Here is a 25,458-nt window from a genome sequence, read left to right as displayed (position 1 = left end):
CCCGCAACCCGAATGGTTCAATCACTACGCCGGTGTGAACGCGAGAATGCTGCACGGCCTGCTGACAGGCGGGTCAGATAGCGCGGCGGCTTCTGCCGGCCACGAGACCGTAGACGAACAATACTATGATGGCGCCGATCACGGCGCCCACTAGCCCCGCCCCTTCGCCGGGACGATACCAACCCAGCGCTTGGCCGAGATACGTCGCTACGAAGGCTCCTACGATTCCGAGGATCGTCGTCAGGATAAAACCGGATGGCTCGTTGTCGCCAGGCATGATGAATTTCGCAATGACGCCTGCGACAAAACCGATGATGATCGTCCAAATGATGCCCATGCCGTTTTTCCTCGGCTTTCGCTGCTATTATCCTGCCGATGAAGCAGGGAGACGGCCATCCGGTGTATATTTGTCCACCGCCGCCGGAAGCTCTCGAGATAATCGGGTTAGAATTGCCTGTCGCGACAAACCGGTCTGCTGCTCCAGTTTCTGCATGACGTCCGGGCCGATAGCCTGATCGAGCTCGGGGGGTGTAACCTCGCGGTTCGGCCCCTGATTGATCCACGATTGAGCCGCGTCACCCTGACCGTTCTGTTTAAAGTGTTCCAGCAGCTCGCCGATCCCACCATTTAGCAGGGAGCCGACGCCGCCGCCACTTAGCAGGCCTCCAAGATTGCCGAGCATACCGCCGAGAGCATCCTTACTGCCGATCCCCTGTTGGCCAGAGGTCGCGTTGCGAAATATCTCCGACAGCTTGTCTCGATTTTGATAGCCCGCAATCGCGAGCACTCCCAAAAGGGCGGTCATCGATGGCATTCCGCGACTCATGTTCAGCTCCGAATTTGGAAGGGGAATTGCAGTGTGCGAGGAGCGGCGACTGTCGGCGCCGCCAGTCCTCACAATTGCCTGGCCTTTTCCTTCGCAGCCTGGGCGGCATCCGTCCCCGCCTGCTTCATGCGATCGACTGCCTCGGCGCCGACGTCGCTCGCTTCGGCAATGAGCGTATCGGCAGCTTCGCGCATGGCCTTGGACGCAGCGGTTCCACGCCTGCTCAGATCATCCTTCACCTGGTCGCTTACGTCGCCAATGTAGTCGTCTTCAATTTGGGAAGTGCGAAACGCGCTTGCGATTGCCGCACCGATCGCCAAGCCGACGGCGCAGATGGCCAGAGGCTGTCTCTGCATCATATCGCCGAGCGAAGACTGAGCCTTCGACAAGGTGTCTTCTGTTGGTAAGGGATTGCCCATCTTGGCGAATTGTTCGCGGGCGTAAGCTACGCCTTCGTCGAACCGGTCCCGGACGCTGTCCGCCGCAGCAGAGACGGAGCCGGCTGCGGCTCCGGCCGCGGCGTGTACCGTCCCGGCCGCGTCGCCTACTTCGTGATCAAACTCCGGGGCTGTCGGCGGCGCTGCGGTCCGTTGCAAACCCGAGGCCGCAGCCCGAAGATTGTTCGCACCGCTGTCGACGACGTCCGATGCGACCGTGACGGCGGATCGTGCAGCACCCTTCATTTTCTCGTCGCCAACCAGCAACCAGAGTGCGCCGCCCCCGATGAGCGCAGCGGACAGCGGATTGTCTCGGGCCGCAGCAAGAAGACTGTCAAAAAAACCGGTTTGCGGGCTACTCATCGCACCATTCCCTTCACTGTGTCTTTGTCCTTCCCGAGCTGGCGGATAGTCTCCTTCGGCGCCAGGTCGCCCATGTCCAGCCGGTTGATGCCCACCGCTATCAGAGCGCCAGATAAGGCAGATGCGACAATCGCGGACGCCAGGTAGGCCAATGTTGGCGACCAGCCGGCACTGATCAATGCTGAAGACAGCGTGAACAACACCATTACGATGGCGGGAATGACAAGGACTGCGCCGCCGGCCAGAAGGCCCAATGCTCCACCGAGCTTTTGAGCCTTTTCTCCCAATTCGGCCTTCGCCAGGTCGACCTCATTCTGTAAGAGCTTCGCAACCTGAGCCATTGCGTCACCGACAAGGGCCGAGACATTATGAAGATCGTTCTTGCCGGTTTCGATATCGTGCTCGATGCTCATGATGCGCTGCCGTCAACCGATGCTGGTTTCTGTCCCGTCGTCGACCCCGCAGAGGCCTGCGAACCGAATCCCTCGCTCGCATACGCCCTGCGGGCTCCGGAACCGCCAGCCGCCAGTCCGCTACCCGAACCCGTCTGCGGCGAGGTTGGGGAGCCGCCTGACGCCTTCAGGAAGCGCACAGCGGCGAACCCGGCCAAGACGGACAGGCCGAGAAATGCTGCCGGTTGCCGCTTGGCAAAATCGGTCGCACCGTCGACGAGATCACGGAAGCTGCCGTCGCGAACCTTTGCGGCCGCTTCTTCCACATAGTCGGCGGCCGAGTTGATACCGCGTGCGACAAACGGGACGTCAGTTTCGAATGCGCCCGCGGCCTGGCGGAAGTTACCCGCCAGGCGCTCGATGAAATCGGCGCCGGTCTGCTGCTGTTGCCGCGCCCGCTCCTGGATCTGTTCGACAGTGCCGCTGGCGACATCCTTGGCTGCGTCGGTGGCTTCGCTGAACTTGTCCCGTGCCATGTCCGCTGATGCCTTGAGGGCCTCTCCGGCGCGCTGCTTAATCTCGGCCCCGGCATCCCCAATCTGATCCTTCAGACCGGTGGAGGAATTGCTGCTGCCTTTGTTGAAGTTGGCCGGCTTGATCACATCTGAATCGCTCATGGTCTGTCTCTCAGGTGCTTGAATTGGGGGAGGGGTTGAATGCCGCGTCGACAACGTCTGCGGCTGCTTCCTTGAGGTTGTCGGCAAGATTCCGGGTCATACGGCTCGCGTGCTGCCCGAGATCGGCTTCATTGAACGTCCTGGTCGCGGCATCGGCGGCAGACGATGTCGTACCCTTGACTGCCTCGAAACCGGTTTGGGCTGCTTCGGCTGCGGCGCGCTTCACGCTGTCGCTCGCCGGACCTGCCGTCTGATGTTCGAACTTCGTTTCGGGAAGTGCGGCTGCAATGATTGCGCCGATGGCGATGCCGAGTCCTCCGATCACCGCGGCGTTGTCACCAATGATCTGACGTGCCTGCTCTGGAGCGGCGGTCGCCGACTCCTGGATGGCGTCCATCCCGCCGGTGATGGTGTCGCCTATCTTTCCTGCCGCCGCCGTTGCGCGCGCCTTGATGTCGTCGGCCGCCGTCCTGGCGGCATCCATCGCATCGTTGATTGCACCGCTGGCTCGTCCTCGGGACGTGGAGAGTCGTGCTTGCGCCTCACTCGTCGCGTCTTGAACTCTCTCGGCAGTCTGGTCGATGACCCGACTGGCATCATCCATAATGGGCGAAATGGCACCGGCAGCCCGGTCGCGCACACTTTTCGAGGTGAGCGCCAAGCCTGCAGCTATCATGAGAAGCGGCAGGGGCACTCCGCGGACCATTCGCAGCAGCGGTACAGCCACCACGGTACCTGCGGCGACCGTGCGCATCGGATTATCCATCGCCTCCTGTTTGAGCCCTTCGATCCAGCCTTGAGCCTTGTCGCTCACATAGCCGGACACTTCGGATTTGACGTGTTGAGGCGAGACCATATGACGCAGATCCCGCGTTGTATCCGATAATCCCTGCTTCAGACGGTCGACAGTGGCCGCCAACTCCGCCCGGTTACGCTCGGACTCGCGTCGTAGCTCCTCCACCGATCGCGTCATCTCATCCTCTTGTCTATTATTGATTTGCTTCTCTTGATTGTGCTTCGAGGACGAACGCCGCCTTTAATGGATGGTTCCTAGTCTCCCTTTGGAGCTGAGCTCTGCCGCTTCTGCCCGCCTGCGAGCTTACGCGAGCCGGTCGCAGCCGTCGGCGCAGACTCGCAAACCTCGCGGCAACCGGGGTCCGACGCGGTAGGCATGTTTTTATCTGCCGGCAACGTGGGACTTTCGAGCTAGGCCTTCCCCTACTCCTCGCCGAAGCCTTCACCTGCCAGATGGAACTGACGATGCATGCGGCCCGTTGCCACCCTTTGTGGTCCCGTCGTCCCGCCATGGCTCGAAAATCGACCCTGCCTCATCGCCTGCAGCCCATGCTGGCCACGCTGACCGATTCACCGTTCGACGATCCCAATTGGGTCTTCGAGGACAAATTCGATGGTTTTCGTATGGTCTCGGAAATCCGGGGTGGTCGGGTTGCGATCTACAGCCGCAATGGGAAAATCATCAGCCACTCTTATGTTGAGGTCGCGAAAGCACTCGAGGGCGTGAAGACGGACGCCGTGATCGATGGCGAGCTCGTCGCGATCGGCAAGGACGGCGCATCTCATTTCCAGTTGCTCCAGAATGCCCTGCGCCATGAGGCCAAGCTCTTGTACTGCGCGTTCGACCTCATGTTCGCGGACGGCGAGGACCTGCGCACGCTTCCGCTACTCGAGCGCAAGAAGCGGCTTAAGGCCATCCTGCCGCGCCACAAGCTGATCGCGTTCAGCAACCACCGCAAAGGCAACGGAACGAAGTTCTTCGCAGAAGCCGAGCGGAGACATCTCGAAGGCATTATAGCCAAGCGTGCCGACAGCCCGTACGCGTCCGGACGCCGGACCGCGGATTGGCTGAAGGTGAAGACCGCGCAGCGGCAAGAGGTCGTGATCGCTGGCTTCACGGCACCGAGGCGAACTCGGCCATTCTTCGGCGCCCTCGTGCTGGCCGTACGCGAGGACGATGGGTGGCGGTACATCGGCCACGTCGGCACTGGTTTCAGCCACCAGGTTCTGGAAGAGCTTCACGGCAAGCTCGTGAAGCTCAGGACGGCCAAGTCGCCCTTTGCCGCCAAGGTGAAGGACGAGCAGGTCACGACCTGGGTGCGTCCCAGGTTGGTCGCGGAAGTGAAGTTCGCGGAGTGGACCAGCAAGGGCGAACTGCGCCAGCCGGTCTATCTCGGCCTGCGGTCCGACAAAAAGGCCAAGGACGTCATTCGCGAAAGGAGTTGGTCGCGAAACTAAGGCAGCTGAGGCGGAGCAAGGGACCTGGGTTCAGCCTCGCGCTCGGATGCCGAAGGCCACGGCGGCAGGGGCGGCAAGCCGAGAGCCTTGCGTACAGGTCCGAACGACCTCCGGTGAGCTGCACATGCACCAAGCCTGGCAAGCGCATCATAATGAGCGGGCACCGGGTAACCCTTGTGATCCGCGAAACCGTAACCGGGATGGCGCTCGTCGAGCGTCCGCATGGCCATGTCGCGCTCGACTTTCGCGAGGATGGAGGCGGCCGCGATGCTGGCGGACTTGGCGTCGCCCTTGATGATGGCCTGCTGAGGGATATCGATCTCCTTCAACCGCTTCGCGTCGATCAGCAAGTGCTGGGGCGTCAACGCGAGTCCCCGGACCGCCCGCTGCATGGCTTGGATGCCCGCCCAATAAATGTTGATCGTGTCGATCTCCTCGACCTCCACGAACGCCACACACCAACTCTCTGCCTTTGCCTTGATCTCCTTCGCGAGCTCCTCGCGGGCCGCAGCGTCGAGTTTCTTCGAGTCGTCGATCCCGACTATCCGGGTACCCGGCTTAAGGATCACAGCGCCTGCGGAGACCGGACCGGCGAGAGGGCTCATTCCGGCCTCGTCCACGCCTGCCACGGCATGAACGCCGCTCTCCCATAGAGAGGTTTCAAAATTAAGCATCTTGCGGAGGCGCTGCCCTTCGGATCTGTTTTCGAAGCGGCGCTTATCGATCGAAGCCAGGATGGCGCGGGCTCCCGCGCGGCTGTCGGCCCGCAAGATCTGCTCGACGCTGGCCTCGAGCGGTCTTTTCTCGACGACATAGCGCTGACGCAGCACATCGAGTGAATACTGGGACATGGAAGCTTTCGTGGAGACTGACTGTGAGGGAGCGTGTCGGTGAACTTTGTGGCGATTGTCTGAAGCTTGCTACGCCGCCCGACCGCTCGCAGCGCCTTTCGAAAGGAACCGGCCCGGCCTTCACTTGAGATGGATCGCATCCACCGATCTCAGAACGGAACTAACCGGTGTTCTCATCCCTTTACGGGGGAGTGGAGCCTCGATCCCAGGGTGCTTCCGAGGGACAGGCCCATGCTCCGAGAGACCGGCAACGAAGAACAGGTTTTGGACCGCACCGCCGAAGTAGCGGCCACCATCGCGGAAGAAGGGCTCCGGTATGTCAGCGACTCCGCGCCGGGCTACTCCCGCAAGCGGGCCGGTACGACCTTCAGCTACTACGACAAGGACGGAAAGCGCATCACCGATGCCGCCGTCATCCGCCGCATAGAATCAATCGGCATCCCGCCGGCCTACGAATCCGTGTGGATCTGCCCCTCGGCCAACGGCCACATTCAGGCGACCGGGCTCGATGCGAGGGGCCGCAAGCAGTATCGCTATCACCCGAAGTGGCGGGAACTTCGTGACCAGAACAAGTACGAGCACATCATCCAGTTCGCGGCTGCGCTGCCGGCGCTCCGCGCCAGGGTCGAAGCCGACATGAAGCTGGACGGACTACCTCGCGAGAAGGTGCTGGCCACGATCGTCAGTCTGCTGGAGAAGACGTTGATCCGGGTCGGCAACGCCGAGTATGCGGAGAAGAACAAGTCCTACGGGCTCACCACGATGCGGCGAAAGCACGTTTCCGTCGGCCGCGGTGTCCTTCGGTTCGACTTCACGGGTAAGTCGGGCAAGCAGTGGAAGCTTCGCGTCGAGGACAAACGGATAGCCGCGATCGTGAAGCGATGCGCTGAGATCCCGGGACACGAGCTCTTCAAGTACCTCGACGATGACGGACAGCCGCGAACCGTCGATTCTGGCGACGTCAACGCCTACATCAAGGACATCACGGGAGAGGAATTCAGCGCCAAGGATTTCCGGACTTGGGCGGGGACGGTTCTCGCGGCGTTCGCCCTTGCCGAATTCAAGAAGTACGATAGCCAGGCCGAGGCCAAGCGCAACGTGGTCGCCGCGATTGAGAACGTTTCGAAACAGCTCGGCAACACGCCGGCCGTCTGCCGGAAGTGCTATGTGCACCCGGAAGTCTTGGACGCCTACATGTCAGGTGATCTCGTGAAGATGATCGAAGCCAAGATCGCGCAGAAGTTCAAGCGCCAGTACGCCAAGCTTACGTCCGACGAGATTATGGTGCTGGCGTTTCTCCGCAAACGTCTAGATGCTCTAAAGGCCGCCGCCTAGTCCCGTGACCAGTTTTTTGGACGACCGCGCCCACCGCCATGGTGCCGAGTTGGCCTAAATCGGCACTGTGCTCTCGTCGCGGAAATGGGCCCCCCGTTCAGGTTGGGGTATTGGTGTCAGTCGGGCGCGGAGGGTCGCGGCTGGCCATCACGCTCGGGTTCGGCTCCCGTCCACATTTAGCCCCTTGCCGGCTCCGTAGAATGCCCCGTGCATAAATCGGCGGCCCGATAGCCGAATCGAATTGTGTTCGGTAGCTCGGAGTGGCATGGCCGCAAACAAGGTAACGGCGGTACGCTTGGGACTGGGGAGGCAACCGACGGTCCGGAACTATCAAGCCGCCACCGCTGGCGGCTTTTTTTCGGTCGCCCTCCCTCAGGAGGCGTTCGCTCTTGCTCGTTCACGGGCCTCGCGCCGACGTTCGCGGCGCTCGCGCCGCCGCTTCGCACGGTCGGCGGGTTGCCGCAGCGGAGGAACTGGCGCCGGCGACGTCGTGGTCGTGTCCTCAACTAGAGGCACCTGCCCCGTTTCCAAAGCCGTTGGCCGCGCTTCCATCATTTCAAGCACCGCCCGCCCTTTGGCCGAGATCTTCCATCCTCCGCTTATGCGCTCGACCAGTCCTTGTGAAAAGATGTTGAGGTCCGGCACCTTGGCCGCGAGCCGCTGGGTCCGGTCTGCCCAGTCGCGGCCACTCGTCGCCAGGATAGCCATGTCACGCTTCAGGTCTTCCATCACGGCAAACCCGTCCGGGTATGCCGCCAAGATCTTCAAAACAGTGATCTGGAAGTTCACACCAGCACCTACGATCAGCGCCACATCGTCGGCGCGTGCGAGAGGGCGTCGCGGCCGATCTGCCTAAGGCCCTCGGGCGAGACTTCGCCTCTAGACGCAGCTTCCAAAATTTTCGATGCGACGTGGGTACGGGCTCCAATCTCGCGGTGCGAGACCCTTTCACAGACTTCATCGAGAATCGCGCGCAAAAGCGCGGTTGTTGCGGTGTCAAACATGAGTTGCCCCTTTAAGGGAAAGCCCTATTCTATCCTGGTTTCCGCCGACTTGGGAATTGAGACATGTTAAGCTTTGGAGCATGTGCAGTGCGGAATCTTGATCGACAGTCGCTGCCGACCGAAAGGGGCGAGCAACGGTTAAACTGCCAGTGATCGCCGCGACTGCCGACAGGGTCATATCGAGCAGGTTAGAGACGGGGAGTTCTCAAGCACGCGCGCGAGCGAATCCGCACCAATTCAGTGGCCGACGCCCGTTGCCGAGACCGGCGCTTTTCAGGACCGGGGGAGCGGATAGGCTAAGATTAGTATGGTTGGTGCCGACCGCTGTTGTTCATACCCTTGATCAGGTTCGCAAGTGACAATCCAGTCAGTGTAGCCGCGGTCTGCATTACCGAGGAGCTTGCGAGGCGGCCCGCAGGTCGAACCGATCCGTCGCGCGAGAGTTGCAGTGCCCGATCTGGCTCGGCAGATGGCGGGAGGGTCGGCCAAGTGCTTCCGGTATTGGTCGATTCCGCACTGGAGTTTTGTGACGCCGTTGCTAGCGGTATCAGCATCTTCGAGTAGCCCGGTGAAGCCTTTCGATGGCATCACCTTCGCGGCACGTTGGAGAAGTTCACCGGGGCATTGACGGCGCGGAATTACAGTCCGTGCGGTATCACTCTCGATGGGACCCGTTGCGCCGCCACCCGGGCGGCGGATGAATTGAACGTTTGGCTGGAGCGTCAGACCGGCTTGCACTTCTATTGGTAGACAGCGGTCAGGAGCTCTTCAGGTCGCAACGGTCATTGCTGGCCACAGATGAGCGGAATCCCAATCAAGGGCACGTGCACGGGAAGATCTCGGCCAAGCCACCTAGGGAGGAACTCAAAAACGCGCTGGCACAGGCATCAAAGGACCTCTAATTAGAAGGGCATGTTGAGACCTACTGCCGGCCGGGAGGCCCATTAACAAATGAAACAGCGGAAGGATGCAGCCCTCCGATGGCTGTGGTTTTCGCTGGCCGCCTCGATCATCGCCCCGGCGCTCGTGTTCGCCTATGCTGCATACTCTGCCTATCAAGATGCCTTCGAACTGGCAGACGAGCGAATCGAACGTAGTTTGGAGGTTTCAGCGGAACAGGCTCTTCGAGTGTTTCGCTCGATCAACGTAACGCTGGACAGTATCGACCAGATCACGCGCGGCAAGACGGACTCGACGATCAAGGATTCCGGGGCTGAGCTTAGTGAGCGCCTGAAGCAATTCGCGCATACATTTCCCGACATCAGTTCAATTTGGGTGCTAGACCACAACGGCGATGCAATACTGTCGTCTCTATTTTTTCCGGTGCCGGCTGCCTTCAACGCACCAGAGCGCGCTCACCTAAAAGCAGAGTTAGCTCAAAACGACGAAGCTTATATTGGACGTGTGGTCGGCATTTCTCTGACGGGTGCAATCCTGTTTCCAGTCAGCAAACGACGGCACGATAGCTCAGGTACTTTCAACGGCTACACGCTAATCTCTGTACTCCCTTCTGCTTTTGAGAATCTTTATGCAACCTTGCGCGGCACGTCGAGCGCAAGCTTTGCCCTGATTAGAGACGATGGTGCAGTTCTCGCCCGTCACCCGATCGCGGCTCGTCCTGGCATCGTCTTGGATCCGTCGAGTGGCTTTGGTCAATTGATCAAAAGTAGTCCGGAGGGGGGAAGATATACGACGGTATCGAATGTGGACGGACTAGAACGCCGTTTTGCAGTTAGAAAGCTTGTAGGACTGCCTGTATATGTTTCTTCCAGCATGGAAACGTCGGAGATAAGAAGCACGTGGCTCCGCCAACTAGGTGGATATCTGGCCATCGGCGCACCCGCCCTCGCTCTGGTCTGCTTTTTCATTGTCCTAACCGCCCGCAGCACAGCGGCGTTTTATGCAGAGGCAGAACGTCGAGAAACTCTGGAGCAGGAAATGCGTCGCTCGCAGCGGATTGAAGCGGTCGGTCAGCTCACCGGCGGCATCGCGCATGACTTCAACAATCTGCTGACGATCATCATTGGCAATCTGCAGATGGCGAGCCGTAGGGTCACCGACGAAAAGCCAAGAGCGTTGCTCGAAAACGCTCAAAGGGGCGCGTTGAGGGCAGCCGAACTCACTAAGCGTCTTTTGGCGTTCTCTCGGAAGCAAGCTCTCGATCCAAAACCGGTCCATCTCAACAGGCTTGTTCGAAGCCTGACGGATATGCTGGCTCGAACGCTTGGCGAGACAATCTCAATTGAAACAAACCTCGCGCCTGATCTGGGGGAGGCGCAGGCTGACGTAACGGAGCTTGAATCTGCGGTTCTGAACTTGGCGCTCAACGCCCGAGACGCGATGCCGAATGGAGGCACGCTCATACTAGAAACGGCAAACGCGTCCCTGGACGAGCAGTTCTCCGCATCGTCTGGTCAACTAAACTCCACCCAATACGTGTCCGTTTCAGTCAAGGACACAGGAATAGGTATGGCGCCGGAAGTGGCAGACAAAGCTTTCGAGCCGTTCTTTACAACCAAACCGCCCGGGATGGGGACCGGCCTCGGGCTGAGCCAGGTCTACGGCTTCGTCAAGCAGAGCGACGGTGACGTTAGAATAAGCTCAGCGCCAGGTGCAGGCACGACAGTCACGATCTTTCTCCCGCGACGAACGGATGTCAGTGAACCAGCTCGTAAAGAGCAGACAATCGGAGGCGTTCCTCGTGGGCATGGTGAACGTGTGCTGGTCACAGAGGACGATGAAGGGGTGCGGCAGTTTGTGGCGGGCACACTGGTCGAGCTAGGCTATGAAGTCATGCAGGCGCAAGATGGTGATGCAGCGCTTAACGTGCTTGCCACAAGCCAGGTGGACCTACTCCTGACTGACGTCGTGATGCCGGGCATGAACGGACGCGACTTAGCTGCCGAAGCGCAGCGTCGGCGGCCTGGTCTGAAGGTACTTTACATGACCGGTTACTCTCGCGACGCAATCGTTCATCAGGGTAGGCTCGATCGCGGTGTTTCTCTCATTCAAAAGCCGTTTACGCAAAGCGACCTCGCCGGGAGAGTGCGGAGCGTTTTGACGGCGGTTGAAACGAGAGAGGGGAGGCCGACCTAGGTCCGCTCACCTTCGGCACAGTGGCGTACTGTCGGTCTACGAACCATGGAGGCAGTGCTTCGCAAGCCGCGTGAGTCTGGTTACTCACGCCAAAAGTGGGTCTTTGGCCTGCTTCTTCCATAACTATGAATACGCGAATCACCGCCGCGTTTCGATGTTCAAACCGCGCCACTTGTTGGCATTACGTGAGGCGGTGGCTCATTGAACAGCCCGTTCCTCGCTCGTTTGCCCGCCCATCCATTGAGGTGCCAAGAAATGCGACGCAGCCCAACGCCATAGTATCGCGCGATGTCAGTTGACGAGGAGGCGCGGCCTGACGCGATCATTCGTCGAGCCAGGCATCGATCTTCGATTTGAGAACAGCGCAAGTGAATACGAGCGCCGCTGCAAAAATAAACACAACCGACAGAGGCGTCGTCGCGGTCACCGACGTGCTGCCTTGGTTACCCCTGACGAAGTTCGGATCGCTATTTTGAGAGGAAGTATGGCTAACGCCCGCGCCGATTTTTTCAAAATCGCCTGACGGGTCCGCCTACTCCCCAGGTCTTGCGTCTTCCTTCTCGCCGGTGCAATGATCTGCAGGGCTCCATCCGCAAGCGGCCTCTGTAGAGACTTAGCTTCCTCCCAAGGCTTCGGGGCCATGGGCCGTTCCTGGCTGAATCAGGCCAAGTGGCACGACGGCCAACAGCCATCCTCCTCATGGCGATACACGACGACTCGTGAAGGAATAACTTCTTAACAAGCACCGTGTGGTGGCCACTCTGATTAAGAGGTCGTTCGCGAACTTCACCGCGCGGATCCTCCTGGACAAGTTGTCGGCGAGGGTCCGGTCGGTCCTCAAGCGTTTTCTGCAGGGATACGCCGGCTAAATACGCCCAGGGGTGTGAGCGTAAATTCGCTCCGAGTGGCTGAAGATCTCGAACGCCTCTCCGCGCGCGATACCGACAACCGCGATGCCGGTTGCTTCCGCCGTCCGGATGGCAAGCGCGGTCGGCGCTGACATGCCGACGACGATTCCCGCGCCGATTGCTGCCGTCTTCTGCACCATCTCGACCGATATCCGGCTTGTGAGGATGATGGCGCCAGCGCACCCGGCTATTCCCTCGACGGCGAGTGCGCCGGCGAGCTTGTCGAGCGCGTTGTGGCGACCCACGTCCTCGCGAACCACCATGGACTTGCTGCCCGGCTGAAAAAAACCTGCCGCATGGGTGGCGTGGGTCTCGTGATTGAGGATCTGCGACTCCGTAAGAGCGGCAATCGCCATGCGGATCTGTTCGGGCGAGAGGCACGCCGGGTGCTCGACGGGCCGAACGATCCGGCCGGCCTCGCGCAAACTGTCGATGCCGCACAGGCCGCAGCCGGTTGGCCCCACCAGCAGCCGCCGTCGCTCCTTCAGCCGCCGGCCGGCGTCCGGTCGGAGCCATAGCCGGAGTTCGATGCCGTCGGGACCCGGGACGACGGAGAGTTCCTCGATCTCGCCGATGTCCCCAATGATTCCCTCCGTGAGGCTGAAGCCCCGGGCCAGGTCGGCCAAATCGGCGGGAGTCGCCATCAGCACTGCGGCGGTGGTCCCGTCATAGACGAGGGCGACGGGGCATTCCTCTGCCACGATGCGCGCATCCCGCGCACCGCTCGACGTGAGCCGGGGCATCGCGACCGAGGCGGGAGGGGTGGATGCGCTATCGCATACGTCGAGTTGAGAGCCATGCATGGATGCGTCCCAGGATCGAGTCATGACGCGCGAGCCAAGGCAAGGTTCCGAACGCTTAGGAACTCGCGATGGCATCTCGGGTTTTGGGTGCAGGGCGCTGGGTGTGTGGTCTGCGATTGAAGGATGCGTCATGCGGCAAAAGGCAAAAGTCGAGACTTATGATTCTCCCGCCGGTGGCTGGGGCTCGCTCAACGCCGTGGCTCACATCCTGACGCAGGAGGAGGTTGCGGTCCTCGGCAGCGAGATTCTGCTCAAGCAGAACAAGCCCGACGGATTCATGTGCGTGAGCTGTTCCTGGGCCAAGCCGGCCAAGCCGCGGCCGTTCGAGTTCTGCGAGAACGGCGCCAAGGCGACCGCCTGGGAAGTGACCAACAAGACCGTGACGCCGGATTTCTTTGCGCAACATACGCTGGGTGAGCTGCGAACCTGGTCGGATCATCAATTGGAGGAGCGGGGACGCCTAACCACGCCGATGCGTTATGACAGCGCCAGCGACAAATACCTGCCCGTCGCTTGGGAAGAGGCTTTCCGGGACATCGGCGCTGAGCTGAACCGGCTCGATCCCCGCTCGGTCGTCATGTACACGTCCGGCCGCGCGTCGCTCGAAACCAGCTATATGTACCAATTGTTCGGTCGCATGTACGGGACCAACAATTTTCCCGACAGCTCCAACATGTGTCACGAGAGCACTTCGGTGGCATTGCCGGAGGTGATCGGCGTCCCGGTCGGCACGGTTTTGCTGGAGGATTTCGACGTCACCGATTGCATCTTCTTCTTCGGGCACAACACCACCACGAATGCGCCGCGCATGCTGCATCCGTTGCAGGAGGCAGCGCAGCGCGGCGTGCCAATCGTGACCTTCAATCCATTGCGCGAGCGTGGCCTGGAGCGCTTCGTCAACCCGCAAAATCCGGTGCAGATGATTGCCGGCGGCACTCGCATCAGCTCGCAATATTATCAGGTGCGAGTCGGCGGCGATGCTGCTGCCATCACCGGGATCTGCAAATGGGTGATCGAGGCCGACGACCTCGCCCGCGACAATGGAACCGCGCGGGTCGTCGATGTCGCGTTCATTCAGGACCACACAGCGGGCTTCGAGGAATTCGCTGCTTTCTGCCGGGTGCAGGACTGGGATGAGATCGAGCGGGCGTCGGGTCTCACCCGGATGGCCCTGCGCGAGGCCGCAAATACCTACATGGGCGCCAGCGCCGTGATCGCCAATTACGGCATGGGTATCACTCAGCACAAGCACGGCGTCGAGACGGCGAAGTTGATCATCAACCTGCTGCTTCTGCGCGGCAATATCGGCAAGCCCGGCGCGGGGATTTCGCCGATCCGCGGCCACTCCAACGTCCAGGGGCAGCGCACGGTCGGCATCTCCGAGAAGACCAAGCTGGTGCCGCTCGACAAGCTCGCCGAGCTCTATGATTTCGAGCCGCCGCGATGGGACGGCGTTTCCACCGTCGATGCCTGCGAGGGCATCCTGAAGGGCACCATTCGCGGCTTCGTCAGTCTGGGCGGCAATTTCCTGCGCGCTGTCCCCGAGCGGTCATTGATGGAGCCCGCATGGTCCGGCCTTCGCTTGTCCGTGCAGATCGCGACCAAGCTCAACCGCTCCCACCTCGTGCCGGGCGAGGTGACTTATCTGCTGCCGTGTCTCGGCCGGATCGAGATCGACCGGCAGGAGAGCGGCGAGCAAGCCGTGTCGATGGAGGATTCGACGGCCAGCATTCACGGCTCGCGGGGTCAGCGCAAGCCCGTGGCCGAACACCTCCTGTCCGAGCCGGCGATCGTGGCAGCGCTCGCGAAGGCGACCCTGAAGCCGAATCCGAAGGTCGATTGGGACGCATGGGTCGGCGATTATGCGAAGGTTCGGGACGCGATCGAGCGCACCTATCCCGACCAGTTCAAGGACTTCAACAAGCGCATGTTCGAGCCCGGCGGTTTTCCGCGGCCGCTCGCGGCCCGCGAGCGAAAGTGGAAGACGCCGAACGGCAAGGCGAACTTCACCGTTCCAAAGTCGGCCTTTGCGCCGCCGCGCGAGAGCGAGGGCGTCTACGAGCTGATGACACTGCGCGCCGATGGACAGTTCAATACGACGATCTACAGCGAAGATGACCGCTTCCGCGGCATCACGGGTGGTCGCTATGTCGTCTTCATGAACCCTGTCGACATGGAGGATGAAGGGCTGACATCCGGAGACACCGTGACGCTGGTGACGGAGGCAGGGGATGGCGTCGAGCGCAGCTTGAGCGAACTTCAGGTCGTCCCCTACGGCATCCCGCGCAGGAGCATCGCGGGATACTATCCGGAGTGCAACGTGCTGATTCCGCTCTGGCACTATGCGGAGGGCAGCAAGGTTCCGGCAGCCAAATCCATTCCGGTGCGCCTGTTCAAGGACACCATTGTCGAGGTCGGAGAAGCGTCGGTCTCGGCGTCGTGACGCGCCATGGGTAACGACAGCAAGATCAGGACTGAAGGACCATGAGAGACAGCGCCTCGGAAATCGCCGAGATTAGAGACGCCGTTCATCTGTGCATCGACATGCAGAACATCTTCGCTCCTGGCGGCCTGTGGGCGACGCCCTGGATGGAGCGGGTCCTGCCGACGATCATCTCGATCGTCGAGCGATGCCAGGCGAGAACCATCTTCACGCGTTTCGTCACGCCGGAGAAGCCTGAAGATCGGCCCGGACAGTGGCAGACCTATTTCCGGCGCTGGCATCAGGCGACCCGCAGACACCTTCTGCCATCCGCTCTCGAGCTGGTGCCGGTCCTGAATCGGTTCGTGCCGCCGGCCGCTGTCATCGACAAGCCGGCCTATTCCGCATTCAGCAATCCCGGACTTGCGCGCCTGCTGATCGAAAAGAACGTCGGCACTGTCGTGGTGTCAGGCGCGGAGACGGATGTCTGCGTCCTGTCGACGGTCTTGAGCGCGGTCGATCTCGGATTCCGGATCGTCATTGTCGAGGACGCGTTGTGCAGTTCGTCCGACGTCGGTCATGACGCACTCATGACGATGTATCGCACCCGCTTTCATGGCCAGGTGGATCTGGTGACAGCGGAAGAGCTGACGGAGTTTTGGCGGGAGTAGAATGGGATGCGCGGGCGCCTCTTGCTGATCTCAGCGATCCTCGCCGGCTGCGCGGCGATGGCTGCCGCGTGGTGGGTGAGCGCGCCGCAGCGCTTGACCGCGGCGGAAGCGCGGATCGTATCCGAGACCGAAGGGGATCCCGAGCGCGGCAGGCTGGTATTTGCGGCCGGCGATTGCGCCTCCTGCCATGCCTCGCCGGGCCAGTTTGATCGTTTGCGTCTTGGCGGCGGGATAGCATTGGCCTCGCCGTACGGAACGTTTCGCGCGCCCAACATTTCTCCCGACCGGATCGACGGCATTGGAAACTGGACCGCCGAGGATCTCGCCAACGCACTGATGCGCGGCGTGTCTCCGGACGGAAGCCACTATTATCCGGTCTTCCCCTACGTCAGCTTCACGCATATGCGCGCTGAGGACGTCCGGGATCTCATGGCCTATTTGCGCACGCTGCCGGCGGTGAAGGGGCGTCCGCCGGACCACAACATCAACCCGCTGTTCCGCGTTCGCCGCGTGCTGGCATTCTGGAAGATGCTGTACTTCAGGCCGGGCCCCATCGCGCCAGATCCGGCGCGGGAAGAGAAATGGAATCGCGGCCGCTATCTGGCCGAGGCGCTCGGCCATTGCGCGGAATGCCATTCCTCGCGCGACATGCTGGGCGGGATCAAGCAGAGCACGCGCTATGCCGGTGGCCAGGATCCTGCCGGCACCGGCTTTTATCCCAACATCACGGCCGCGCGTCTCGGCGACTGGTCGGAGGCTCAATTGGCGGCGATGCTGAAAACGGGGATCACGCCAAATCATGGCCGCGTCGGCTCGTCCATGTCCGACGTCGTCACCAATCTGGCCATGCTGCCCGAAAGCGACCGGGAGGCGATTGCCGCCTTCGTGAAATCATTGCCATCGCGACCGACGCCCAGCCCTTGAGAGGGCTTCATTGCGCATAAAGATAAGCGGCGACGTCGCGCGCCTCCTCTTCGCTAATGCCGGTTGCGGGCATGGCCGTGCGGGGCGAAAACGCCGGCGGTGACATCATCCACTGGATCAAATTGTCCGGCGTGTTGCTGGCAACGCCGGCGATGTAGACACGCGCGCGGAGGCCGTCGAGCGGACCACCGACCTTTCCGTCGCCGCCGGGAATGCCGGAGATAGTGTGGCAGCCCGCGCAGCCATAGCGGCGGATCAAGTCCGGCGCGCGAGTCGGATCTCCCCCGGTCATGGCGCGGGCGACGTTTTCCTTTTGCTGGCGCTCGCCCTGCGCGAAGCCTGCCCCGACGGCTGCGGCGACGAGGAGGCCCGCTGCCGCCATTGTGAGGGCCGTCCACTTAGAGAGCCTGAAGCGCATCGGCTCTCTCCCTGTCTTGGCCTGCCCGCCGGATCCAGAGCGCAATCAGCGCGAGCGCGGCGCCAGCATAGATCGTTCCGGCGGGCACCCACATGATGATGCCGGCCAATTGCTGGTCCTCGAGCGGCGTCAAACCCCAGACTGCCGCGGCCTCGGCTTGCTGCCGGTAGAGCAGGTGCGGGGCCAGTGCCATCAGCGCGCCCAGGATGCTGGTGTGCAGCATCGTGACGAACACATGCCAGGCGGCGCTGCCGGTGTCGCTGCGCCGGAAAACCGACCACCAGAACAGGATGGCGGTCAGGAAGAAGCTCAGATGCTGCAGCCGGTGCAGAAAGACATGCTCGACAGCAGAATCGAACAGTGCCGGCGCGTGCCAGCCCCAGATCGCGATCCCGTGCAGCAGCGTCGCGTTACGGCCCGCGCTCAAGAAGGCCCACACCCGTGTCGAGAGTCGTTGCCGCATCGCGCGGCCGATCATCAGCCTCAGCCCTCGCGGCAGGCTCCAGAGCAGCGGCCCGATCGGACGTGCGATCACCAACAGAGGCGCCGTCACTGCCATCAGGATCTCGTGCTCGATCATGTGGAATGAGAGAACGCGCTCCCCGAGCCAGTGCAGAGGCGACACCAGGGCGCCAGCCAACGTCAGCCAGCCTACGGCGCAGACGGCATCCTGCCATAGGCGGTTGCGGCCCTTCGTCGCCAGCACCAGCCTTCCGATGCCGTACATGAGGCCGAACGTCATGAGCGGCGCGACGATCCAGGGATCGTACGTCCAGCTCGGTGCCGCAGCCTCCGGCGCGCCACCGTGCGCATGGATCGCGTGCGGCGTCGACCAGGCAATCATTGCGAGGACTATTTTTCGCATCCGGTTAACACCACGGCCGCGACGCCCTGCATCAGCAGGGCGAAGGTGAAGACACTTGCGGAGAGCGCACTGACAATTCCGCCGAAATGGGCGTTGCTCTGCTCGGCGGCCTCGCCACCGACGCGGCGTGGAGACGACCAGGAGGCGATGCCCGATGCGGACGTGAGCGCTGCACCGACGAACGAGATGATGACGGAGGAATGGAGCTGCGAGCGGCAGTCGGCGTAGGGCAGGATCTGCCCAAGCTGCATGTTCACGGCCCAGACCAACGGGGCGAACCAGAGACCCGCCCAGATCGAGAGATAAGTGAAGAGCCTTGACGCGTTCATAGCCGTACCAGCCAATAGATGCAGCCATAGATCGGAAGCCAAGTCGCAACGACAAAGTTCCAATACATGGCGTTGTCCTGGACGTCGCCGAACCTCCGGCGGTTCGGGCCGTGCCGCGTGAACATCAGCACCGCCAGCACCAGCGTGTCGACCAGGTCGGTGATGATGTGTGTGGTATGGAGGCCGAGCAGTATCCACACGACCGAGCCGTAGGCATTGCTGTCCCAGCTGACTCGAAGAGCCGGAAATTCGAAGATGCGCACGATCAGGGGTACGATGCCGAAAATCGACATGATCACCATCCCAATCTGCACCTTGCGCAGATCCTGCTGCTCGGCCCAGCGCGAGATCAGGAGGTTCGGCACGAGGCTGATTCCGAGGATCAAAGTCACCAAGGTGCCGGGAAGCAGGTCGGGTCGCGGCGCGTTGATCGGCCAGACCGTGGCCAGGCTCATCAGATAGAGATAGACGGCGATGGAGAGCGCGAAGCCGGTGCCTTCGATCAGCATGAAGGCGAGCGTGCCCCACCAGGTGACGCTCCCCGTGCCCATGCCGTGCAGTGGCAATCGGCCGAGATCGAGCACGATCTTCTCTCTCATGACTCGTCCTCCGGCGTGCCCTTGGGCCAGAACCAGCCGATCAGCGCGACAGCGATCGGAATGGAGCCCCAGACGACGGCCCAGGGCGAGAAGATCGACCAGATCAGCATGATCGTGGTCGCGACTGCTGCCAGCAGCGGCCAGATCGAGTTACGTGGCGAGGCTTCGCGCGCCTGCGGCCCCGCGCTCGCAAGCGTGGTGACGATCAGTTCGCGGCGATCGGTGCGCAAGCCGTCGGCGACGGGCAGCGTATCTCGATCGTCCCACAATGGATGCAGGCTGCCGACGACCGGGATCCTCGGGAAATTGTAGCTGGGGGGCGGGGATGTCGTGGCCCATTCCAGCGTCGGCGCATCCCAAGGATTGTCCGGCGCGACCTCGCCGAAGCGCGCGCTCCGGAAGACATTGATGAAGAACAGCAGGAAACCGATCGTGAGCACAATGGAGCTCAAGCTGACGAACACATTGAGGCCGTGCCAGGGCAGATCGGGCTGATAAGTGTAAATCCGACGCGGCATGCCCTCGAGCCCGAGGATGTGCATCGGGAAGAAGGTCGCGTTAAAGCCGACGATGATGAGCCAGAACGACCAACGGCCGAGTGTTTCGCTCATCATCCGTCCGGTCAGCTTGGGAAACCAGTAGTGGACGGCGCCGAGCAAGGGAAACACGGCGCCGCCGATCAGCACATAGTGGAAATGGGCGACGACGAAATAGGTATCGTGCACCTGCGTATCGAACGGCACCGACGCGACCATCACCCCGGTCAAGCCGCCGATGACGAAGGTCACGATGAAGCCCATGATGAACAGGAGCGGAGTCTTGAACACCGGCCGGCCGTCCCACAACGTGGCCAGCCAGCAAAACATCTGGATGCCTGCGGGAACCGCGATCGCCATGCTGGATGCGGTGAAAAAGCTGTCACCGAGCCGCGGCAGACCTGCCACGAACATGTGATGCACCCACAGCCCGAAGGCGAGGATGCCGGTCGCGATCAGCGCCATCACGAGGCCGAGATAGCCGAAGGCGGGCCGCCGCGCGAAGGGCTCGATCATGGTCGAGACCATGCCGGCGGCGGGCAGGAAGATGATGTAGACCTCGGGATGGCCGAAGAACCAGAATAGATGCTGCCAGAGCAGTACATCGCCGCCTTCGGCCGGATTGTAGAAATGGGTGCCGACCAGGCGGTCGAGGATCAGACCGGTGCTCGCGATCATCACGGCCGGCATGGCCATGATCACCAGGAATGACGTCACCAGCATCGCCCAGACAAACACTGGGATGCGGTCGAGCGTCATGCCCGGCGCACGCTGCTTGAAGATGGTAACCACCAGCTCAACCGCGATGGCGAGCGCCGAAAGCTCGGTGAAAGTGATCATCTGTGCCCAGATGTCGGCGCGCTTGCCGGCGCCGTATTGTGGGCCGGACAGCGGCACATAGGCGAACCAGCCGACGTCGGGCCCCATGTCGAGCGCGAACGCGGTCCAGAGCAGCGCACCGCCGGCGAGATAGATCCAGTAAGAGAAGGCGTTCAGGCGCGGGAAGGCGATGTTGCGGGTGCCGACCATCAGGGGCACGAGATAGACCGCCACGGCTTCCATCACGGGCACGGCGAACAGGAACATCATGTTCGCCCCGTGCATCGTGAAGATCTGGTTGTAGCGGTCGGGACCGATCAGGCGCGCCTCAGGCTGGGCGAGCTGGAGGCGCATCAAAGCGGCCAGCACGCCGCCGAGGGCCAGAAAGACGAAGGCCGTGAAGATGTAGCGGCGGCCGATGATCTTGTGATCGACTGTTGTGAGCGCGCCCCAGAATCCGGGCGGGGTCTTCCAGGTTTTCGCCAACGCGCTGGTCAGGCGCGTGCGCGCGATGTCGGTGTCGTGCGTATCAGGCGCCGTCGCGGGGCGGTTCATTTCAGGCTCGCCAGATATGCGGACACCGCGCGCAACTCGTCAGGCGTCAGCGGCACCAAGGGCATGTTGTTGCCCGGCTTGATCGTCTGCGGGTCGGCGATCCAAGCCGCGAGCGAGCCGCGTGTGGTCTCGAACATGCCGGACGCGATGGTGCGGCGGCTCCCGACATGGGTGAGATCGGGCCCTGTGGTGCCGGCCGCCGCAGTGCCGCGAACGGTGTGACAGGCGGCGCATGGCTTCGTCAGGAACGTCCGCAAGCCGGCAGCGGCTTCCTCGTCAGTTGGTGGTGTCGCCACCTGTCGCTGCGCGGTCGCCCATTTATCGAAATCCTCTTGCGGTTCGGCGATCACCAGCAGCGCCATATGGGCGTGCTGCATGCCGCAGAACTCGGCGCATTGACCGCGATAAACACCGGCGCGCTCGACGCGGATGGTGAGTTCGTTCGGTCGGCCTGGAACGAGATCCTGCTTGCCCGCGAGACTTGGGACCCAGAACGAGTGGATCACGTCGAGACCTTCGAGCTGGAGGCGTACGTTGCGGCCGACAGGAATGTGGATCTCGTTGGCGGTCTCGAACCGGTGGGAGGGATCAGGGCCGACATATTCGAGCCCCCACCACCACTGCAGGCCGCGCACCCGGACCGTCAGATCGTCCTGGCTGGCGACGGTGAGCGCACGGGTCGCAATGAAGCTCATGACGGTGAAGGTGCTGATGATGAGAACGGTGGCGACGACGGCGCCGATGACGGCCATGGTCATGCGTCGCTCGCGCCCCGGTTCGGGAGAGCTCGACCGCGCATCACGGTTGCGCCACAACGCGGCGATCAGCGCGATCATCACCAGCATCCAGACCACGGAGCACACCGCGACGATCAAGATGATCAGATGTTTCAGGCTGATCGCAGCGCTGCCGTAGACATCAAGCGCGGATTGCCAATTGCCGCCGCAGCCCGTCAGGGGCACGACGAGCATGGCGCTCAAGCCGGCTTTGCTGGCGGCGCGGATCACGGTGTGGGTCCCTGATCCAGATGCACGGGCGAGGGGCCCTCGTCGAACAGCAGCTTGGCCGGCGCACGGTTTTCGGCTGGTCGCGCCTGCTTCTCGTCGTTGCGGCTCGGTGCGGCGGTCTGGCCTTCGTAAGAGCCGATGGTCTGCACATAGCCGGCGAGCTGCCAGATCTGATCCGTCGTCATCTTATCGCCGAACATGGGCATGCCATGCGGCCGCCCGTCTCGGATCGAGGCGAAGATCGAGACCAACTCGGGGCCGTAATACCACCAGCCGTCGAGAAAGGCGGGGCCGCTGCCGCCTTGGCCGTCGCCGTGGCAGCTCTTGCAGCCGAACCAAGTATAGAGCCGCTTACCCTGGCTCAGATTGTACGCATTGGCCTCGTAGGGTTTGCCGAGCTTGAAATACACCTCCGGCGGCGCGCCGCCGATGCGGTTCGGCATCAGAGCGATCTTGTCGAGCGCATCGGCAACGGGCGGGTCAAGCCGCAACTGCCGCTCTTCCCGCTGGCATCCCGCCAAAGCGGCTGCAAGACCAATGAGAACGCCGGCCATCCGTTGCATCTGTTCGCTTGAATTGAGGAACTGGAAGCGTAAATCGACTCGCCGAACCAAGGTTCCTAGTGCCCTGATTGGCGTTGTCGCAGTTGCGGGACGGCGATGGCGACCGCCGAAAACGCTGCTCGCGTCGTGCATCAGCGCAATCTCGCCCTGCTGGGCGTGGCGAATGGCAGGCGCCATGAAGCGCAGGCGCGCGTCTCCGTGACTGCGCCCCATCTGGTCGGCCATGCTGACCGCTTGGCATGGTGGTGCTTGCTCATCGCCTCGACGGCGCCGCGTCGCCGCTAACCCCGGCGCCAGAAGGGGCTGCGAGCGCCGGGATCGCGTCTTCATGCAGGGCCGGGGATGGTTGCTGTCGTCACCACGCCTCGAGCGCGATGATCACGCCTCGTTGCCGCAGAGCAGTATTGACGCGTCCGGCAAGGGCTTGGGCCCGCGGTCGAAATGCTGCGACATCAGCAGGCCGCTGCGACCTCGCCAGTGCCATTTGCGCGGATCGGCGGCGTCGTTCTGCCTGTTGGGCTGACCGCTGCGATGCAGGCCCGCATGCTCGCGCCGCAGCGCGATCCAGCGGGCGAAACAGCGCCAGGATCGTTCGTAAAGGGGGGTCGAAACCGTCTTGTTCGGGAAGTACAAGGGGGACCGGTGTATGTGACGCCATAACTGGCCTCTTTCAGATACGTGCGCGCTGGCTTGGACCCGATACGTGACGGATTTGTGTGCCTTCCACCCGCAGAGTTAGAATGTTGAAATCAAATCAGTTTTTGAAGATGGCTCGAGCGGTCCAATAGAGAAGGTTCGAGCCCGGGTTCTCTCCCTCCGCCACCCGGCAAAAATGATCCCGACCTGTAGATGCAGGGACGCCAGAAACTCCGCCGTTTTCCTGCATTCCGCCGCACAGAGAACTCCCGGTGGTCCTCCGACAATGGCCTGAACGCATCCGGAGAACCGAATTTTCTCCAAATCTTCGAACCGGCAAAATCGGTCTAGTACGGCATTTCTCAGAAAATCAAATGCTTGGCTGCGCGGCGGTTCGAATCCCTCTCGCTCATCCAACCGAAAATTTGCTTGGCACATTAGCCGCGAGCAATTCGTCGAATGTGTAGGCCAATCGGTCCCCCAAAAATTCCTTGGTATGTCGGCGCAATCGATGCGCTCGCGACCACGTTCGGAATTGTACCAAGTCGCGGCGGCTTATTCTCCTAGAGCCGTTTTCTGTTTAAGTTCGTTCCGTTGATTGCCGGTTCAGCGCTTAGTTAGACCCTTGAAGGAGCTCGCCCTTAAAAGCCCCTCAGACGTGATGTCCCAATACTCTACCTCGGCATAAAACTGCGGCTCGACCCAGGTGGCCTTGGGCTTCCTGATGGGCTTGGTGAGCTTCTGCTTTGGACTGACGACGGTATCGAGCGCCTTGCGGATCTCCGCCGACTTAGTCCTCGTCCACCCAGTCCCGACCTTGCCCATTTAGCGCAGTTCTTTGCCTTCACGCTTACCGAGATAGAGCGCAGCCACACCACCCGGGTCCTTGATGAACCCGACAACGGGGAATCTCTCGCGCTGGACGGTCTTATTATTTAGCCAGACTTCCACCTGCTCGGATCGGTATGGCGCGTCTGTCCGCTTGGAAACGATGCCCTCGTAGTCAGCCGCCTGGCAGCCTCGAACAGCTCCTGCCCGTCACCTTCGTGTGCTCGCTATAGAGTATCGGAGGATCGAGCATTTCGATCAGCTCCTTCAGGCGGTCCTTGCGGTAAAGCTGCGGCTTGCCTCGCAAGTCCTCTCCGTTATGGATGTCAAAGGCGTAGAAGACCATCCGGTCCTGACGACCTTTAGCCAGGTCCGCTTGCAGTTCCGAGAAGTTGGTCCGATCTTCGTGGACGACGACGATTTCACCGTCGAAGATGGTTTGGCTTTTCAGCTTGAACGATTTGGCGATGCGGGAGAACCGGTGCGTCCAGTCGTGGCCGCGGGTGAATATCTTGGCGGCGCCGTCTACGTGGACCTGTGCGCGATAGCCGTCGTATTTGATTTCGTGAATCCATTGAGCACCTGAAGGAACCTTGTCCTTCAGGGTCGCAAGCTGGGGCTTAATGAACCCCCGGCATCAACGCTTTGGGACGCCTGACCACTTACTCAACTCAAAAATAGCCGCCGCCCAAGGGGGATGACGACGGCGGGCAGTCACCATACTCAACGAGTCGCCAACTCCGAACCCCTCGGGTGTTCCGTCTGCGAATACACCCCCACATGGCCACACAACCTCATTCGCCTTTTCAGGTTGTGTTTTCGAGAACGCGTCCCGAACGGCTGGAGAACACGTGTGATAAAGCGCTCTCTTTGTTTTTGATGTTCACACAGGGCGACCTATGGGTACCTGGATGTTGGGAGCCTCCTTCAACTATGAGGCTTTATTAAGGACGTTAGTGATCGTTACGACGGCCAGCTCTCTCTAAAGAAGAACATGTCCCACACCCGAGGCGGCGCTTGTTACTGATAAACGGAAGGCCCCCGGAGTCGGAACGGGGGCCTTTGTGAGGGGTGCATCCGCCCTAGCATTCAAAGGCTTGCGGGCCTTGCTTCACATACCGCAAGCATACCGCGTGCCCTCCAGCCTCACCACATACGCAACTCGGCTTGGCCGGCCGAAACAGAAACGCGTTTGGAAATGGCGGGTTCCTACCTCGGCGGAAAGACGCGGGAGGGGCGTGAGCCTCAGCCTACTCAGGCCGCGTGCCGGGAGCGAGGATAGGGCTCGAAATGAATCCGGGCCGTCCCGACTCGAATGTAATTTCCAGGCTTTGAGAGTTC

General features: G+C 61.6%; 26 protein-coding genes. 6 read left to right on the top strand and 20 right to left on the bottom strand.

Going from position 1 to position 25,458, the window contains the following annotated elements; translation table 11 throughout:
• Positions 1 to 73: 73 nt before the first annotated feature.
• From C7G42_RS33365 to C7G42_RS33340, 6 genes are all read right to left on the bottom strand, one after another.
• A complete protein-coding gene (locus tag C7G42_RS33365; RefSeq protein ID WP_106953071.1) occupies positions 74 to 337 on the bottom strand; it encodes a GlsB/YeaQ/YmgE family stress response membrane protein in 264 nt (87 codons plus the stop codon).
• Positions 338 to 364: 27 nt separating this feature from the next.
• Positions 365 to 826, bottom strand: a complete 462-nt coding sequence (locus C7G42_RS33360; protein ID WP_106953070.1) for a YidB family protein — start codon at positions 824 to 826, stop codon at positions 365 to 367.
• A gap of 68 nt (positions 827 to 894) precedes the next feature.
• Positions 895 to 1,626, bottom strand: coding sequence for a hypothetical protein (locus C7G42_RS33355; protein ID WP_106953069.1), 732 nt, complete (start codon positions 1,624 to 1,626; stop codon positions 895 to 897).
• Positions 1,623 to 2,039, bottom strand: a complete 417-nt coding sequence (locus C7G42_RS33350) for a phage holin family protein (protein WP_106953068.1) — start codon at positions 2,037 to 2,039, stop codon at positions 1,623 to 1,625. Before C7G42_RS33350 ends, C7G42_RS33355 begins: the two co-directional genes overlap by 4 nt.
• Positions 2,036 to 2,695 carry a hypothetical protein gene (locus C7G42_RS33345; RefSeq protein WP_106953067.1) on the bottom strand — a complete coding sequence of 220 codons (660 nt, stop codon included), beginning with the start codon at positions 2,693 to 2,695 and terminating at the stop codon, positions 2,036 to 2,038. Before C7G42_RS33345 ends, C7G42_RS33350 begins: the two co-directional genes overlap by 4 nt.
• 10 nt (positions 2,696 to 2,705) lie before the next feature.
• Positions 2,706 to 3,668: a DUF3618 domain-containing protein gene (locus tag C7G42_RS33340; protein WP_106953066.1), complete on the bottom strand. Its 963-nt coding sequence runs from the start codon at positions 3,666 to 3,668 to the stop codon at positions 2,706 to 2,708.
• A gap of 332 nt (positions 3,669 to 4,000) precedes the next feature.
• Here C7G42_RS33340 and ligD point away from each other — a divergent pair, with 332 nt between their 5' ends.
• Positions 4,001 to 4,948, top strand: a complete 948-nt coding sequence (gene ligD / locus C7G42_RS33335; RefSeq protein WP_106953065.1) for a non-homologous end-joining DNA ligase — start codon at positions 4,001 to 4,003, stop codon at positions 4,946 to 4,948.
• On the opposite strand, the gene rnhB is transcribed toward ligD, so the two are convergent.
• Positions 4,945 to 5,799 (bottom strand): ribonuclease HII, encoded by an 855-nt coding sequence (gene rnhB / locus C7G42_RS33330; RefSeq protein ID WP_106953064.1) that lies wholly within the window; start codon positions 5,797 to 5,799, stop codon positions 4,945 to 4,947. The genes ligD and rnhB overlap by 4 nt on opposite strands.
• Before the next feature lie 231 nt (positions 5,800 to 6,030).
• On the opposite strand from rnhB, the gene C7G42_RS33325 reads away from it, so the two are divergent.
• On the top strand, positions 6,031 to 7,134 hold the full coding sequence (locus C7G42_RS33325; RefSeq protein WP_106953063.1) for a DNA topoisomerase IB: 1,104 nt from the start codon (positions 6,031 to 6,033) through the stop codon (positions 7,132 to 7,134).
• A 372-nt stretch (positions 7,135 to 7,506) separates the two neighbouring features.
• On the opposite strand, the gene C7G42_RS35590 is transcribed toward C7G42_RS33325, so the two are convergent.
• Positions 7,507 to 7,923: a hypothetical protein gene (locus tag C7G42_RS35590; RefSeq protein WP_199581272.1), complete on the bottom strand. Its 417-nt coding sequence runs from the start codon at positions 7,921 to 7,923 to the stop codon at positions 7,507 to 7,509.
• Between the two features lie 14 nt (positions 7,924 to 7,937).
• Positions 7,938 to 8,138, bottom strand: coding sequence for a hypothetical protein (locus C7G42_RS33315; protein ID WP_106953062.1), 201 nt, complete (start codon positions 8,136 to 8,138; stop codon positions 7,938 to 7,940).
• Between the two features lie 951 nt (positions 8,139 to 9,089).
• Between C7G42_RS33315 and C7G42_RS33310 the strand changes: the two genes are divergently transcribed.
• Positions 9,090 to 11,234 (top strand): hybrid sensor histidine kinase/response regulator family protein, encoded by a 2,145-nt coding sequence (locus tag C7G42_RS33310; protein WP_106953061.1) that lies wholly within the window; start codon positions 9,090 to 9,092, stop codon positions 11,232 to 11,234.
• 865 nt (positions 11,235 to 12,099) lie between these two features.
• On the opposite strand, the gene fdhD is transcribed toward C7G42_RS33310, so the two are convergent.
• Positions 12,100 to 12,945, bottom strand: a complete 846-nt coding sequence (gene fdhD, locus C7G42_RS33300; protein ID WP_245428121.1) for a formate dehydrogenase accessory sulfurtransferase FdhD — start codon at positions 12,943 to 12,945, stop codon at positions 12,100 to 12,102.
• A gap of 130 nt (positions 12,946 to 13,075) precedes the next feature.
• Here fdhD and C7G42_RS33295 point away from each other — a divergent pair, with 130 nt between their 5' ends.
• Genes C7G42_RS33295 through C7G42_RS33285 form a run of 3 tightly spaced genes read left to right on the top strand, consistent with a single transcriptional unit; the run spans position 13,076 to position 16,962 of the window.
• Positions 13,076 to 15,388 carry an FdhF/YdeP family oxidoreductase gene (locus tag C7G42_RS33295; RefSeq protein WP_106953060.1) on the top strand — a complete coding sequence of 771 codons (2,313 nt, stop codon included), beginning with the start codon at positions 13,076 to 13,078 and terminating at the stop codon, positions 15,386 to 15,388.
• 41 nt (positions 15,389 to 15,429) lie between these two features.
• Positions 15,430 to 16,038 (top strand): cysteine hydrolase family protein, encoded by a 609-nt coding sequence (locus C7G42_RS33290; RefSeq protein ID WP_106953059.1) that lies wholly within the window; start codon positions 15,430 to 15,432, stop codon positions 16,036 to 16,038.
• A 6-nt stretch (positions 16,039 to 16,044) separates the two neighbouring features.
• Positions 16,045 to 16,962: a c-type cytochrome gene (locus C7G42_RS33285; protein ID WP_106953058.1), complete on the top strand. Its 918-nt coding sequence runs from the start codon at positions 16,045 to 16,047 to the stop codon at positions 16,960 to 16,962.
• A gap of 7 nt (positions 16,963 to 16,969) precedes the next feature.
• Here C7G42_RS33285 and C7G42_RS33280 read toward each other — a convergent pair whose 3' ends face one another.
• The 10 genes from C7G42_RS33280 to C7G42_RS36010 form a co-directional block, all read right to left on the bottom strand.
• On the bottom strand, positions 16,970 to 17,380 hold the full coding sequence (locus C7G42_RS33280) for a c-type cytochrome (protein WP_502694247.1): 411 nt from the start codon (positions 17,378 to 17,380) through the stop codon (positions 16,970 to 16,972).
• Positions 17,361 to 18,224, bottom strand: a complete 864-nt coding sequence (locus C7G42_RS33275) for a cytochrome c oxidase assembly protein (protein WP_245428119.1) — start codon at positions 18,222 to 18,224, stop codon at positions 17,361 to 17,363. Before C7G42_RS33275 ends, C7G42_RS33280 begins: the two co-directional genes overlap by 20 nt.
• Before the next feature lie 8 nt (positions 18,225 to 18,232).
• Positions 18,233 to 18,574: a hypothetical protein gene (locus C7G42_RS33270; RefSeq protein WP_106953055.1), complete on the bottom strand. Its 342-nt coding sequence runs from the start codon at positions 18,572 to 18,574 to the stop codon at positions 18,233 to 18,235.
• A complete protein-coding gene (locus tag C7G42_RS33265) occupies positions 18,571 to 19,173 on the bottom strand; it encodes a cytochrome c oxidase subunit 3 (RefSeq protein WP_106953054.1) in 603 nt (200 codons plus the stop codon). Before C7G42_RS33265 ends, C7G42_RS33270 begins: the two co-directional genes overlap by 4 nt.
• The gene (ctaD, locus tag C7G42_RS33260) at positions 19,170 to 21,083 is read right to left on the bottom strand and encodes a cytochrome c oxidase subunit I (RefSeq protein ID WP_106953053.1); all 1,914 of its coding nucleotides are present in this window, start codon (positions 21,081 to 21,083) and stop codon (positions 19,170 to 19,172) included. Before ctaD ends, C7G42_RS33265 begins: the two co-directional genes overlap by 4 nt.
• Complete coding sequence (gene coxB / locus C7G42_RS33255) at positions 21,080 to 22,054, bottom strand: cytochrome c oxidase subunit II (protein WP_106953098.1); 975 nt, start codon at positions 22,052 to 22,054, stop codon at positions 21,080 to 21,082. Before coxB ends, ctaD begins: the two co-directional genes overlap by 4 nt.
• A gap of 32 nt (positions 22,055 to 22,086) precedes the next feature.
• On the bottom strand, positions 22,087 to 22,644 hold the full coding sequence (locus C7G42_RS33250) for a c-type cytochrome (protein ID WP_106953097.1): 558 nt from the start codon (positions 22,642 to 22,644) through the stop codon (positions 22,087 to 22,089).
• Positions 22,645 to 23,031: 387 nt separating this feature from the next.
• Positions 23,032 to 23,286, bottom strand: coding sequence for a hypothetical protein (locus C7G42_RS33240; protein WP_199581271.1), 255 nt, complete (start codon positions 23,284 to 23,286; stop codon positions 23,032 to 23,034).
• A 609-nt stretch (positions 23,287 to 23,895) separates the two neighbouring features.
• Positions 23,896 to 24,114, bottom strand: a complete 219-nt coding sequence (locus tag C7G42_RS36015; RefSeq protein ID WP_245428117.1) for an ATP dependent DNA ligase — start codon at positions 24,112 to 24,114, stop codon at positions 23,896 to 23,898.
• Positions 24,115 to 24,292: 178 nt separating this feature from the next.
• Entirely contained in the window at positions 24,293 to 24,679 is a 387-nt protein-coding gene (locus tag C7G42_RS36010) for an ATP-dependent DNA ligase (RefSeq protein WP_245428133.1), read from the bottom strand.
• Between the last annotated feature and the right edge of the window lie 779 nt (positions 24,680 to 25,458).

The organism is Bradyrhizobium sp. MOS003 (assembly GCF_003020125.1).
Classification (GTDB): Bacteria; Pseudomonadota; Alphaproteobacteria; order Rhizobiales; family Xanthobacteraceae; genus Bradyrhizobium.
The sequence above is the reverse complement of the archived record's forward strand: the minus strand, read 5'-3'. Positions and strand labels throughout refer to the sequence as shown.